11 protein-coding genes are annotated in these 13826 nt (G+C 74.7%); 10 read left to right on the forward strand and 1 reads right to left on the reverse strand.

Translation table 11 applies throughout. The features are described 5' to 3' along the window. The first annotated feature begins 42 nt into the window (after window positions 1–42). The 6 genes from ACP7CD_RS08920 (at window position 43) to ACP7CD_RS08945 (ending at window position 7157) form a co-directional block, all read left to right on the forward strand. The gene (locus ACP7CD_RS08920) at window positions 43–642 is read left to right on the forward strand and encodes a methionine ABC transporter permease (RefSeq protein ID WP_081615817.1); all 600 of its coding nucleotides are present in this window, start codon (window positions 43–45) and stop codon (window positions 640–642) included. 198 nt (window positions 643–840) lie between these two features. Then, on the forward strand, window positions 841–2175 hold the full coding sequence (locus tag ACP7CD_RS08925; protein ID WP_035929719.1) for a M50 family metallopeptidase: 1335 nt from the start codon (window positions 841–843) through the stop codon (window positions 2173–2175). A gap of 177 nt (window positions 2176–2352) precedes the next feature. Then, entirely contained in the window at window positions 2353–3519 is a 1167-nt protein-coding gene (ispG, locus tag ACP7CD_RS08930; RefSeq protein ID WP_017832938.1) for a flavodoxin-dependent (E)-4-hydroxy-3-methylbut-2-enyl-diphosphate synthase, read from the forward strand. A gap of 18 nt (window positions 3520–3537) precedes the next feature. Beyond that, window positions 3538–4392, forward strand: a complete 855-nt coding sequence (locus ACP7CD_RS08935) for a DUF4081 domain-containing GNAT family N-acetyltransferase (protein ID WP_232035318.1) — start codon at window positions 3538–3540, stop codon at window positions 4390–4392. 148 nt (window positions 4393–4540) lie between these two features. Beyond that, the gene (locus ACP7CD_RS08940) at window positions 4541–6340 is read left to right on the forward strand and encodes a proline--tRNA ligase (protein ID WP_115162536.1); all 1800 of its coding nucleotides are present in this window, start codon (window positions 4541–4543) and stop codon (window positions 6338–6340) included. A gap of 49 nt (window positions 6341–6389) precedes the next feature. After that, on the forward strand, window positions 6390–7157 hold the full coding sequence (locus ACP7CD_RS08945) for a TSUP family transporter (RefSeq protein WP_031282729.1): 768 nt from the start codon (window positions 6390–6392) through the stop codon (window positions 7155–7157). Between the two features lie 21 nt (window positions 7158–7178). On the opposite strand, the gene ACP7CD_RS08950 is transcribed toward ACP7CD_RS08945, so the two are convergent. Then, on the reverse strand, window positions 7179–8204 hold the full coding sequence (locus ACP7CD_RS08950; protein ID WP_426120028.1) for a hypothetical protein: 1026 nt from the start codon (window positions 8202–8204) through the stop codon (window positions 7179–7181). A gap of 100 nt (window positions 8205–8304) precedes the next feature. Here ACP7CD_RS08950 and rimP point away from each other — a divergent pair, with 100 nt between their 5' ends. The 4 genes from rimP (at window position 8305) to infB (ending at window position 13611) form a co-directional block, all read left to right on the forward strand. Next, window positions 8305–8820, forward strand: a complete 516-nt coding sequence (rimP, locus tag ACP7CD_RS08955; protein ID WP_095651572.1) for a ribosome maturation factor RimP — start codon at window positions 8305–8307, stop codon at window positions 8818–8820. A 191-nt stretch (window positions 8821–9011) separates the two neighbouring features. Then, window positions 9012–9992 carry a transcription termination factor NusA gene (gene nusA / locus ACP7CD_RS08960; protein WP_109222389.1) on the forward strand — a complete coding sequence of 327 codons (981 nt, stop codon included), beginning with the start codon at window positions 9012–9014 and terminating at the stop codon, window positions 9990–9992. 196 nt (window positions 9993–10188) lie between these two features. After that, window positions 10189–10539, forward strand: a complete 351-nt coding sequence (locus ACP7CD_RS08965) for a YlxR family protein (RefSeq protein WP_081615740.1) — start codon at window positions 10189–10191, stop codon at window positions 10537–10539. A 204-nt stretch (window positions 10540–10743) separates the two neighbouring features. Then, window positions 10744–13611, forward strand: coding sequence for a translation initiation factor IF-2 (gene infB, locus ACP7CD_RS08970; RefSeq protein WP_031282722.1), 2868 nt, complete (start codon window positions 10744–10746; stop codon window positions 13609–13611). Window positions 13612–13826 lie beyond the last annotated feature (215 nt).

Here is a 13826-nt window from a genome sequence, read left to right on the forward strand (position 1 = left end):
CTGGGACCCGAGCTGCTGTCCGCGCTCGGGGAGACCCTCTACATGGTGGCGGTCACGCTGCTGCTCGCCGGCCTGCTCGGTCTGCTCGTGGGCGTCGGCCTCTACGTCACCCGCCGGGGCAACATCCTGGAGAACCGGGCGGTGCACGAGGGCCTCAACCTCGTGGTGAACTTCGTCCGGCCGATCCCGTTCATCATCCTGCTGGCCGCGCTGGGACCGGTGACCCAGGGGGTCGTCGGGACCCGGCTGGGGCCCAACGCCGCGATCTTCGCGATGACCATCGGGGCCATGTTCGCGGTGGCGCGCATCGTCGAGCAGAACCTCATGAGCGTGGACCCCGGGGTCGTGGAGGCGGCCCGCTCCATGGGCGTCTCCCGCGGCCGGATCATCACCACGGTGATCCTGCCCGAGGCGCTGGGCCCCCTGGTGCTCGGCTACACGTTCCTGGTCATCGGCATCACGGACATGTCGGCGATGGCCGGTGCCATCGGCGCCGGCGGCCTGGGCGACTTCGCCCTGCGCCTGGGCTACCAGCGGTTCAACGACGAGGTCACGTGGGCGGCGGTCGCCGTCATCGTGGTCCTGGTCCAGCTCGTGCAGGTGGTGGGCAACCGGCTGGCCCGCCGGATCCTGCGCCGCTGAGGCGCCCCGCCCCGCAGCCCTCCGACGGCCGGTGCGCCTCCCTCCCGGGAGGGCGCCGGCCGTCGTCGTGCCCTGTGGTGCGCCCGGTGCCCGACGTCCAGGATCGTGGTGCAGACTGGTCCTCGCCGTGCCGAGCGCACGGCCCCGACGTCCCCGGCGCCCGCCGGGGTCCCTCGACGATCCCGGGAGGTCCGACGGATGGGTGTCGTGCTGTTCCTCGTGGGCGTGCTGCTGGCCGCCGCGGCCATCGCGGTCTCCATCGCCCTCCACGAGATCGGCCACCTCGTGCCGGCCAAGCTCTTCGGCGTGCGCGTCACGCAGTACATGGTCGGCTTCGGGCGCACCGTGCTCTCCCGCCGGCGCGGCGAGACGGAGTACGGGCTCAAGGCGGTCCCGCTGGGCGGCTACATCTCCATGGTGGGGATGTACCCGCCGGCGCGCGCGGGCTCGACGGCCCGCGCCTCGAGCACCGGCGTGTTCCAGCAGATGGCGGCCGAGGCCCGCGGCGGCGCTGCGGACCAGCTCCTCCCCGGGGACGAGGACCGCGTGTTCTACCGGCTGCCCGTGTGGAAGCGGATCGTGATCATGCTCGGCGGCCCGGTGATGAACCTCCTGCTCGGGACCCTGTGCCTGGCCGTCCTGCTCTCCGGCTTCGGGACGGCGACGCCCACCACGACGGTCGCGTGGGTGTCCGAGTGCGTGGTGGCCGCGGAGCGCCAGGCCGCCGGGCAGACCGAGTGCCGGCCGGAGGACCCCCAGGCCCCCGCGAACGCCGCCGGGCTGCGCCCCGGGGACGTCGTCACGGCCGTCGACGGCGCCCCGGTCGGCTCCTGGGACGAGCTCACCGCCCGGATCCGGGACCGGGCCGGCGAACGGATCCCGGTGGTGGTCGAGCGGGACGGCCGGACCGTGTCCGCGGCGCTGACCCCCATCCTCTCCTCGCGCCCCGTGCTGGACGACTCCGGCGCCGCCGTGACCGGCGAGGACGGCGCCCCCCGCTACGAGGAGGTCGGGTTCATCGGCATCAGCCCCACGAGCGAGCCCGTCCGGCAGCCGCTGACCGCGGTGCCCGGGGCGGTGCTGGACGGGCTGCAGCAGATCGCCGGGGTGGTCCTGCACCTGCCGCAGCGGATCTACGAGGTGGGGGAGGCGGCGTTCTCCGACGCGCCCCGGGACCCGGACGGGCCGATCTCCGTGGTGGGGGTCGGCCGGATCTCGGGGGAGATCGCCGCGCACGAGGAGATCGCGCTGCGGGACAAGGCCGCCTCCCTCGTGGGCCTGGTCGGCTCCGTCAACCTGGCCCTGTTCGTCTTCAACCTGCTGCCGCTGCTGCCGCTCGACGGCGGGCACGTCGCCGGGGCGCTGTGGGAGGCGCTGCGCCGGGGGAGCGCCCGGCTGCTCGGCCGCCGCGACCCTGGCCCCTTCGACCCCGCCCGGCTGCTGCCGGTGACCTACGCGGTGGCCGTGCTGATGATCGGGATGTCCGTGCTGCTGATCTACGCAGACATCGTCAAACCGGTCCGGCTGTTCTGAGCCCGGGCCGGCCGGCGCGCCCCCGGGGCCGGCGGGCGTTCGGCGTGGGAGGAATCGCACCCCGGCACCGGGGGCCGCCCCGGAGCATGGGGCACAATGGGAACCGGTGACGGGCCCGGCCAGCGGGTCCCGGCGCCACCGCTCCAGCTCCTGCCCTCGATTCCTCGGAGGAACTCCTTGACCCCGGTCAGCCTCGGCATGCCCGCCGCGCCCCAGCCCGTCCTCTCCCCGCGCCGGAAGACCCGGCAGATCCGGGTCGGGTCCGTGGGCGTCGGCTCCGACTCGCCGGTGAGCGTGCAGTCCATGACGACCACCCCCACCACGGACATCAACGCCACCCTGCAGCAGATCGCGGAGCTCAACGCCACCGGGTGCGACATCGTCCGGGTGGCGTGCCCGTCCCAGGACGACGCCGACGCCCTGCCGATCATCGCCATGAAGTCCCCGATCCCGGTGATCGCCGACATCCACTTCCAGCCGAAGTACGTCTACGCGGCCATCGAGGCCGGGTGCGCGGCCGTGCGCGTCAACCCGGGCAACATCCGCAAGTTCGACGACCAGGTCGGCCAGATCGCCCGCGAGGCCAAGGCCGCCGGGGTGTCCATCCGGATCGGCGTGAACGCCGGCTCCCTCGACCAGCGGATCATGGACAGGTACGGCAAGGCCACGCCCGAGGCGCTCGTCGAGTCCGCCGTGTGGGAGGCGTCCCTGTTCGAGGAGCACGACTTCCACGACTTCAAGATCTCCGTCAAGCACAACGACCCCGTCACCATGGTCCGGGCCTACCAGCTGCTCGCCGAGCGCGGCGACTGGCCCCTGCACCTCGGCGTGACCGAGGCGGGCCCCGCCTTCCAGGGCACCATCAAGTCCGCCACGGCCTTCGGCGCCCTGCTGTCCCAGGGCATCGGGGACACCATCCGGGTCTCCCTCTCGGCGCCGCCGGTCGAGGAGGTCAAGGTCGGCAACCAGATCCTGCAGTCCCTGGGCCTGCGCCCGCGCAAGCTCGAGATCGTCTCCTGCCCCTCCTGCGGCCGCGCGCAGGTCGACGTCTACACGCTCGCGGACGAGGTGACGGCGGGCCTCGAGGGGCTCACCGTCCCGCTGCGGGTGGCCGTGATGGGCTGCGTCGTCAACGGCCCCGGCGAGGCCCGCGAGGCCGACCTCGGCGTGGCCTCCGGCAACGGCAAGGGCCAGATCTTCGTCAAGGGCGAGGTCGTGAAGACCGTCCCCGAGGACCTCATCGTGGAGACGCTGATCGAGGAGGCCAACCGCATCGCCGCCGAGATGGAGACGGACGAGAACGGGGAGACCACGGCGGGCAGCCCCGTCGTGAGCGTCAGCTGACGGGCCGGTGACGGGCGGGTGAGGACGCAGCGGAGGACGGCGCCGCGGCTGGTGCCGGCGGGGGAGGTCGATCCGGCCCAGCTGGACCGGCTGCTCGAGGCGGACCCCGTCGCCCACGCCTTCGTGGCCGCCCACGTCGAGTCGTACCGCGGGAGCAGAGGCTCGCGGATCCCGCCCGTGGTCGGCACCGCCGGGCCGGACGGTGAGCTGACCGGCGCGTGCTGGGTGGGCACGAACGTGGTGCCCGTGTCCCTGGACGGCCCGGGCCTGGACCTCGTCGGAGGGCACCTGCGGCGGGGCGGGTCCCGGCACGCCTCGCTGTTCGGGCCCGCCGAGCTGGTCCTCGGGCTGTGGTCCCGGGTGGAGCGCTCGTGGCCCCGGCCCTTCGACCTGCGCCCCGTCCAGCCCCTGCTGGCCATCGACCGGGACCCCGCGCCCGCCCCGCACCCCGGCGTGCGCGTGGCACGCCCCGAGGACCTGCCCGCCGTGCTCCCGGCGAGCGCCGCCATGTTCGAGGAGGAGGTCGGGTACTCCCCGTACACGGGCGGCGACCGCGGGTACCGGGACCGGGTCTCCGCGCTCGTCGAGGCGGGGCGCTGCCTCGTGCTGACCGACGAGGGGGGCCGCGTGGTGTTCAAGGCCGACCTCGGCTCGGTGGCCCGCGGCGTGGCGCAGGTGCAGGGCGTGTGGGTGGACCCGGCGCACCGCGGCCGGGGGCTGGCAGCGCCCTGCATGGCGGCGGCCGTGCGCCTCGCCCGCCGGCGCACCCCGGTGGTCAGCCTCTACGTCAACGACTACAACGTCCGGGCCCTCGCCACCTACCGGCGGGTCGGCTTCGAGCGGGTCGGGACCTTCGCCACCGTCCTGCTCTGAGCGCCCGGGGCCGCCGATCCCGGTGCGGCCGGCCCGGGCGGGGGGTGTAGATTTGACCGGAATCAGCGGCGCCGTCGGCGCCGCCCACCCTCTCGACGCCCGGGCCCGGCCGCACCACGCCGCGCTCCCCGGGAGAAACGGAGCCCTCGTGGCGCTGCGACTCTCCTCCCTGTTCCTGCGAACCCTCCGCGAAGACCCGGTCGACGCCGAGGTGGACAGCCACAAGCTGCTCGTCCGCGCCGGCTACATCCGCCGGGCCGCCCCGGGCATCTACACCTGGCTGCCGATGGGCCTGCGGGTGCTCGGGAAGGTCGAGCAGGTGGTGCGCGAGGAGATGGATGCGATCGGCGCCCAGGAGGTGCACTTCCCGGCGCTGCTGCCGCGCGAGCCCTACGAGGTCACGAACCGCTGGACGGAGTACGGGGAGAACCTCTTCCGCCTGAAGGACCGCAAGGACGCCGACTACCTGCTCGCGCCCACGCACGAGGAGATGTTCACGCTGCTCGTCAAGGACCTGTACTCCTCCTACAAGGACCTCCCCGTCACCCTCTACCAGATCCAGGCGAAGTACCGGGACGAGGCCCGCCCCCGCGCCGGTCTCCTGCGCGGGCGCGAGTTCGTCATGAAGGACTCCTACTCCTTCGACGTCGACGACGCCGGTCTCGACGAGTCCTACGCCAGGCACCGCGAGGCCTACGTCCGGATCTTCGAGCGCCTCGGCCTGCCCGTGGTCGCCGTCTCGGCCCAGTCCGGGGCCATGGGCGGCTCCCGCTCCGAGGAGTTCCTGCACCCCACGGTCATCGGCGAGGACACGTTCGTGCGCTCGCCCGGTGGCTACGCGGCCAACGTCGAGGCGGTGACCACCGTGGTGCCCGCGGAGACCGATCCCGCCGGGGCCCCCGAGGCACGGGTGCTCGAGACCCCGGACAGCCCCACGATCGACACGCTCGTGCAGCGCTCGAACGAGCTGCACCCGCGCGCCGAGGGACCCTGGACCGCCGGCGACACCCTCAAGAACGTGGTGCTCGCCGTCGTCCTGCCCGACGGCGCCAGGCGGCTCGTGGCGGTCGGCCTGCCCGGCGACCGCGCCGTGGACCTCAAGCGCATCGAGGCCGGCATCGGCGCCGCCCTGGACGTCTCCGGCGAGGTGCTGGTGGAGCAGGCCGGCGACGAGGACCTGCGCGCCTGCCCGCTGCTGGTCAAGGGCTACATCGGGCCGGGGCTGTCCCCGGACCAGGCCGTGCTCGGCGAGAAGTCCTCGACCGGCATCCCCTTCTTCGTGGACCCGCGCGTGGTCCGCGGCACCCGGTGGGTGACCGGGGCGAACGTGGCCGGCCAGCACGTCTACGACCTCACGGCCGGGCGCGACTTCGCCTGGGACGGCGTCCTGGAGTGCGCCGAGGTGCGGGCCGGCGATCCCGCGCCGGACGGCTCCGGTCCGCTCGAGGCGGCCCGCGGCATCGAGATGGGGCACATCTTCCAGCTGGGCCGCAAGTACGCGGAGGCGCTGGGGCTGAAGGTGCTCGACCGCAACGGCAAGCTCGTCACCGTGACCATGGGCTCCTACGGGATCGGGGTCACCCGGGCGGTGGCCGCCCTCGCCGAGGCCTACCACGACGACAAGGGGCTGCTCTGGCCGCGCCAGGTCGCCCCTGCGGACGTCCACGTGGTCGCCACCGGCAAGGGCCCCGAGGTGCTGGAGGAGGCCGAGAAGGTCGTGGCCGAGCTCGAGGCGGAGGGGCTCGAGGTCCTCTTCGACGACCGGCCCAAGGTCTCCCCGGGCGTGAAGTTCGGCGACGCCGAGCTGCTCGGCGTGCCCACCGTGCTGGTGGTCGGCCGCGGCCTCAAGGACGGCGTCCTCGAGCTCAAGGACCGCGCGAGCGGCAGCAACGAGGACGTGCCCCGGGACGGCGTCGCCGCCGTGGTCGCCGCCGCCGTGCGCGGCTGATCCCGTGCAGGGGCTCGGCGCCTGGCTCGGGGCCTCGGGCCTGGAGCAGATGGACCCCGGCGTCGTCGCCCTGCTGGTGGCGGCCGGACTCGCCGCGGGCTTCGTCGACGCCGTGGTCGGCGGCGGCGGCCTGCTGCAGCTGCCCGTGGTGCTGATGGTCCCGGGGATCAGCCCCGTCCAGGCCCTGGCCACCAACAAGATGGGCTCCGTGTTCGGCACCGCGACGAGCGCGCTGACCTTCTACCGGCGCACGTCCCCCGACCTGCGCACCGCCCTGCCCATGGCCGGCGTCGCGCTTCTCGGCAGCTTCGGCGGGGCGGCGCTGGCCGCGTCCCTGCCCGAGGCGGTGTTCCGCCCGATCATCCTCGCCGCGCTGGTGGCCGTGCTCCTGTTCACCGTGGCCCGGCCCACCGTGGGGCAGCTCACCGAGCTGCGCCACAGCGGGGCGCGGCACTACGGCACCGCGATGGTGATCGGCACCGTCATCGGCTTCTATGACGGCGTGATGGGCCCGGGCACCGGCTCGTTCCTGGTCATCGCCATGATCACGCTGCTGGGCTACAGCTTCCTGGCCGCCAGCGCCAAGGCGAAGATCGTCAATCTCGCGACCAACGTGGGCGCGCTCGTGTTCTTCTTCGGCCACGGGTCGGTGCTGTGGGGCCTGGGTCTCGTCCTGGGGCTGTCCAACATGCTGGGCGGCTACCTCGGGGCGCGCACCGCGGTGGCCCGCGGTAGCCGCTTCATCCGGGTGGTGTTCCTCACCGTGGTCTCGCTGCTCATCCTCAAGCTGGGCGTCGACGTGCTGCGGGGAGCCTGAGCCGCCCCACCGGGCGGGAGGTCACCGCGGCGGGTCGTCCCGGACCACGCCGGGCAGGGCGTCGACCTCCCCCGTGAGCGCGGCGCGCAGCCCGGTCGCGCGCTCGAGCGCCACGAGCGCCCAGCACCGGTCGCCGGCGTCCCCGCGGGCCAGCACGTGCGCGGCGGCATCCTGCACGTCCCGCGCCGCCGTGTCCGCGACCCGGCCGGGGTGCTCCCGCACGTCCTCGGGCAGGACGTAGGCGCCCGCCGGCAGCCCCGGGTCCGCCGCGAGCACCCGCCGGGCGGACGGGGACCCCAGGAGCTCCTCGACGTCCGCCCGCGCCCGGGCCGTCAGCTCGGCGGGGACGGCACCGGCCGGGGCGGCAACGTCAGGGGCGGCGGCGTCCGCGGCCGTCCCGGTGCGGGCGGCCAGCGCCTCGAAGGCGTAGCCGGCGCGGTCCAGCGCCGACCACAGGACGGCCCCGGGAGCGGTCGTCCGGCCGGGGGCCGGGTCCCCGGCGGCGTCGCACAGGTCGGCGCCGGCCGGAGCCGGGACCTGCGGCGCCGGGCCCTGCGGGGCCGCGAGCTGCCGGGCCGCCGTGGCCCGCGAGACCGCCGCCGCGGCGAGCACCCGCGCCAGTGCGGGGTCCTCGGCGGCCAGGGCGTCCCCGGCGAGGGCCGTCGCCGTCGTCCGCAGCACGGCGGACGCCGTGGCGCCCGGTTCCGCGGCGTCCCCGGCATCGCCGGTGCTGACGCCGCCGGTGCCGCCGGCGGGGGAGGGGCGCCCGGCCCGGGCGGCGGCGCTCGTGCGGTCGTCGGGCGCGGGACCGAGGGCCTCGAGCTGCCGGGCCAGGTCGGCGCGCACGTCCGCCCACGCGGCGGCGGGCGCCGGGGCGGGCGCCGCGAGCAGCGCCTCGGTTCCCCGCCACGCCTCGGCGCGCGCGACCTCGTCCGGGGGCACCGGCCGGGCGGAGTCCAGCCACCACGCCCCGGCCGCCCCGGTGGCGAGCAGGACCCCCAGCACCAGCGGGAGCACCCGGGGGACGGGCGTGCGGGGATCGGTCACCGGGGGCTCCTGGGGGACGCGGCGGGGGACGGCGGAGGGCCGCGTTCATCATAGGATCTCCAGGACCGACCCCGACGTCCCGACAGCACGAGGAGACCCCGTGAGCGAGCAGAGCACCCCCGGACCCGACGACCAGCGGCTGGCCGAGCTGATCGGCCCCGCGGTCGAGGAGTCGGGGCTCGTCCTGGAGCACGTCGCCCTGAAGCCCGCCGGCACCGGGCTCGTGCTGCAGGTGCTCGTGGACCTGCCGGAGGACAGCACCGACAGCGTGGACATCGACCGGATCGCCGCGGTCTCCCGGGCCGTGTCCGAGCTCCTCGACCGCACGGACCCCGTGCCGGGCTCGGCCTACGAGCTGGAGGTGTCCTCCCCGGGGGCCACGAGGGAGCTCGCGGCCCCGCGGCACTGGCGCCGCTCGATCGGCCGGCTGGTGCGGGTCACCCCGGTGGAGGGCGAGAAGTTCACGGCCCGCCTGCTCGAGGTCGGCCAGGACGGCGTGGTCCTGCAGCGCAGCCACCAGGTGAAGAAGGGGATGCCGGCCCGACTGCTCGACCCGGAGCGCTGGGCCTTCGAAGCCGTGCGCCGGGCCAGGGTGGAGGTCGAGTTCACGGACTGACGGACCCGGCCACACTCGGCACGAGTGTAAGATGTGCCGTTGACGCCGCGGCGCCCACCGGCGCCGCGGTCCGCAGTGCGACGACAACCGAGTGCGACGACGAGTGCGCGAGCACGACCCGTGGCGGCGCCCCGTCATCCCCGACGGTGCGCTGCGCCGTCCCCGGGGCCGTCAGGTGAGGAAGGCCGGACATGGACATCGATATGAGCACCCTCCGACTGCTGGAGCGTGAGCGCGACATCCCCGTGGACCTGCTCATCCCCACCATCGAGCAGGCCCTCCTGCTGGCGTACCACAAGACCGCCGGCGCGCTGCCGGGAGCGCGCGCCGAGATCGAGCGCCGGACCGGCCACGTCACCATCTGGGCGCCCGAGCTGGACGAGGACGGCGAGGCGGTCGGGGAGTTCGACGACACCCCGGCCGGCTTCGGGCGGATCGCCGCCTCCACGGCCCGCCAGGTCATCCTCCAGCGGCTGCGCGACGTCGAGGACGACGCCGTCCTGGGCCACTTCAAGGGCCGGGAGGGAGAGATCGTCTCCGGGCAGATCCAGCAGGGGCACAACCCCCACATGGTCCAGGTCGACCTCGGCACCGTGGAGGGCGTGCTGCCCCCGCACGAGCAGGCCCCCGGCGAGAAGTACCCGCACGGCGCGCGCATCCGCGCCTTCGTCGTGGAGGTCAAGCGCGGCATGAAGGGCCCGTCCATCACGCTGTCCCGGTCCCACCCGGACCTGGTGCGCCGCCTGTTCGAGATGGAGGTGCCGGAGATCGCCGACGGCTCCGTGGAGATCATGGCGATCGCCCGCGAGGCCGGCCACCGCACCAAGATCGCCGTGCGCGCCACCCAGTCCGGGATCAACGCCAAGGGCGCCTGCATCGGGGAGATGGGCTCCCGCGTGCGCGCCGTGATGAACGAGCTGCACGACGAGAAGATCGACATCGTCGACTGGTCGGACGACCCCGCCCGCTGCATCGCCAACGCCCTGTCCCCGGCCAAGGTGACCCGGGTGAGCGTGCTCGACGAGCGGGCCCGCTCGTCCCGCGCCGTGGTCCCCGACACCCAGCTGTCCCTGGCCATCGGCAAGGAGGGCCAGAACGCCCGCCTGGCCGCCAAGCTCACGGGCTGGAAGATCGACATCGTGCCCGAGTCGAAGGCCGCCGAGCGCCGCTGAGCCCCGCCGCGGCGGGACCGGCGCCCCCGCCCCGGGGCGGTCCCCGGGATCCCGCGCGCCCCCGGTTTCGGCCCAGGGCGGTCCCCGGGATAGACTGGACAGCGGTCAGATCGTTGGTGGTCCCTGTCCGGCGCCCGCTCCCGGCCCGCACGGGACGTCCCCGACGTCCCGGCGCGAGACGAGGAGTACCGAGCGAGTGAGTGCAGACTCCCGTCGCACGTGCATCGGATGCCGGACCACCGAACACCCTGACCAGCTCGTACGTGTGGTGACCGAACCGACCGACAGCGGCCTCCGGGCCGTGGTCGACCGGGACGGCCGCCTCGGCGGTCGCGGAGCCTGGCTCCACCCCTCCCACGAGTGCCTGGACTCGGCCCTGCGCCGGCGCGCCTTCCGGCGCGCGTTCCGGGCGGTCGTGGACACGGAGGCGGTCGCCCCCGCACTGGACGCCCTGCTGTCCACGGGGGCAGCCCCGGCGACCGGACGCACGAGTGCCGACCACAGCCGTCCCCGGACGGCAGCCCGCGCGGTCCGACCGGACCGGTGACCACGTCCGTTCGCGGGTGAAGAACTGGAAAGCGAGTCAGAGAACCGATGGAAAACCGATGAGTGCCCAGCGATGAGTGCTTCGTTGTGCTCTGCCAACGGCCTCCCGCGACCCCGCGCCGTCCTCGACGGCCGATGCTCCGGGAGCCTCAACGGAAAATAAGTGGTTCGTGCCTGTTTCGGTGCGGACCGAGACAGGAGAGAAGTGGCCAAGCCCCGCGTTCACGAGCTCGCGAAAGAGCTCGGAATAACGTCCAAGGAAGCGATTTCCACGCTTCAGACCCTGGGTGAGTTCGTCCGAGGCGCGTCCTCGACCGTCGAGCCGCCCGTCGCCAAGAAGCTGCGCTCCGCCCTCGCCGGCCGGGCGGAGAAGTCCGCCCCGGCGGCCCCGGCGCCCGCCGGCAAGCCCGCGTCCAAGCCCGGCGCCTCGTCCCGGCCCGGCACCTCCGCGCCCGCCCCGGGCCCGGCGGCCGCCAAGCCCGCCGAGAAGGCGCCGGAGCGCGCGCCCGAGAAGGCCGCCGAGCAGCGGCCGGCCGAGAAGGCGCCCGAGCAGCGCTCCGCCGAGCCGTCCTCGACCCCGGAGCGGTCCGCGCCGCAGCGCCCGGCGGCCCCGGGCGCCAGGACCCCCGCTCCGGGCCCGCGCCCGGGCAACAACCCGTTCGCCAGCCAGCAGGGCATGGGCCGCAGCGGAGCGCCCCGTCCGGGCTCGGCCGCGCCGCGTCCCGGTGGCACCGCGCCCCGTCCGGGCTCGGCCGCGCCGCGCCCCGGTGCTCCCCGCCCGGCGGGTCCGCGTCCGGGCAACAACCCGTTCGCCGCCCAGCAGGGCATGCGCTCGGGCCGTCCCGAGCGCCAGGGCGGACCGCGTCCCCAGGGCCAGGGCCAGGGCGGTCCCCGCCCGCAGGGCCAGGGTCAGGGCGGTCCCCGTCCGCAGGGCCAGGGCGGCCCGCGGCCCCAGGGCGGTCCCCGCCCCGGCGGCGCACGCCCCAGCCCGAACATGATGCCCGGGCACACCACCGGCGTGGCCCCGATCGGCTCCCGGCCGGCCGGCGGCGGCGCAGGTCCCCGCCGCGGCGGTCCCGGCGGCGGCGGGGGCGGGTTCTCCCGTCCCGGCGGCGGCCCCGGCCGCGGCGGCCGCGGCGGCACCCAGGGCGCCTTCGGGCGCGGCGGTGCCCGCGGCAAGCAGCGCAAGTCGAAGCGGGCGAAGCGCCAGGAGCTCGAGCAGATGAAGGCCCCGTCCGTCGGCGGCGTCTCCGTGCCCCACGGCGACGGCACCACGGTCGTCCGCCTGCGGCGCGGCGCGTCCCTCACGGACTTCGCCGAGAAGATCAACGCGAACCCGGCCTCCCTCGTCACGGTGCTCATCCACCTCGGCGAGATGGCCACGCAGACGCAGTCCCTCGACGAGGAGACCTTCCAGCTGCTGGGCGCGGAGCTCGGGTACCGGATCCAGGTCGTCTCCCCGGAGGACGAGGAGCGCGAGCTCTTCGAGTCCTTCGACATCGACCTGGAGGCCGAGGCCGCGGCCGAGGGCGAGGACGTCCTGGAGGCGCGCCCGCCGGTCGTCACCGTCATGGGCCACGTCGACCACGGCAAGACCCGCCTGCTCGACGCGATCCGCAACACGAAGGTGATCGAGGGGGAGGCCGGTGGCATCACCCAGCACATCGGCGCCTACCAGATCGACACCGAGGTCGACGGCCAGGAGCGGCAGATCACGTTCATCGACACCCCGGGCCACGAGGCGTTCACCGCCATGCGTGCCCGTGGTGCCCAGGTGACGGACATCGCCGTGCTCGTGGTCGCCGCGGACGACGGCGTCATGCCGCAGACGGTCGAGGCGCTCAACCACGCCCAGGCCGCCGGCGTGCCGATCGTGGTCGCGGTGAACAAGATCGACAAGCCCGACGCGAACCCGGAGAAGATCCGCGGCCAGCTCACCGAGTACGGCCTGGTCCCCGAGGAGTACGGCGGCGACACCATGTTCGTCGACGTCTCCGCGCGCCAGAACCTCAACATCGACGACCTGCTGGACGCGATCGTGCTGACCGCGGACGGCGCGCTCGAGCTCTCGGCGAACCCGAACAAGGACGCCCGCGGCGTGGCCATCGAGGCGAACCTGGACAAGGGCCGCGGTGCGGTCTCGACCGTGCTCGTCCAGTCCGGCACGCTGCACGTCGGCGACGCGATCGTCGCCGGTGCCGCGTACGGCCGGGTGCGCGCCATGTTCGACGAGAACGGGCAGTCCGTCGAGGAGGCGGGTCCCTCGCGTCCCGTGCAGGTGCTGGGCCTCGACTCGGTGCCCCGGGCGGGCGACACGTTCCTCTCCACCCCGGAGGAGCGCACCGCACGCCAGATCGCCGAGAAGCGCCAGGCGGCGGACCGCAACGCCCTGCTCGCCAAGCGCCGCAAGCGGATCACGCTCGAGTCCTTCGACGAGGCCGTGGCCGCCGGCAAGATCGACACGCTCAACCTCATCATCAAGGGCGACGTGTCCGGTGCCGTGGAGGCGCTCGAGGACTCGCTGCTCAAGATCGACGTGGGCGAGGAGGTCCAGCTGCGGGTCATCCACCGCGGCGTCGGCGCGATCACCCAGAACGACGTCAACCTGGCGACCGTGGACAACGCGATCATCATCGGCTTCAACGTCCGTCCCGCCGAGCGCGTGACGGAGCTGGCCGACCGCGAGGGCGTCGAGATGAAGTTCTACTCGGTGATCTACAACGCCATCGACGAGGTCGAGAGCGCGCTCAAGGGCATGCTCAAGCCGGAGTACGAGGAGGTGGAGCTCGGCACCGCCGAGATCCGCGAGGTGTACCGCTCCTCCAAGTGGGGCAACATCGCCGGTGCCTACATCACCAAGGGCACCATCCGACGCAACTCCAAGGCCCGGCTCGTCCGGGACGGCAGCGTCGTGGCGGACAACCTCACCATCGACTCGCTGCGCCGGTTCAAGGACGACGCGACCGAGGTCCGCGAGGGCTACGAGTGCGGTATCGGGCTCGGCTCCTTCAACGACATCCACGAGGGCGACCTCATCGAGACGTGGGAGATGCGCGAGAAGCCGCGCGCCTGACCCGTCCCGAGTCCCGCGCCCCGCGCGCGGGACACCCGCGGCGGGGGGGGGGGGGGGGGCGCCCCCCCCCCCCCCCGCCCCCCCCCCCCCCCCCCGCCCCCCCCCCCCCCCCCCCCCCCCCCCCCCCCCCCCCCCCCCCCCCCCCCCCCCCCCCCCCCCCCCCCCCCCCCCCCCCCCCCCCCCCCCCCCCCCCCCCCCCCCCCCCCCCCCCCCCC

The organism is Kocuria sp. LHG3120 (assembly GCF_049897445.1).
GTDB classification, from domain to species: domain Bacteria; phylum Actinomycetota; class Actinomycetes; order Actinomycetales; family Micrococcaceae; genus Kocuria; species Kocuria rosea.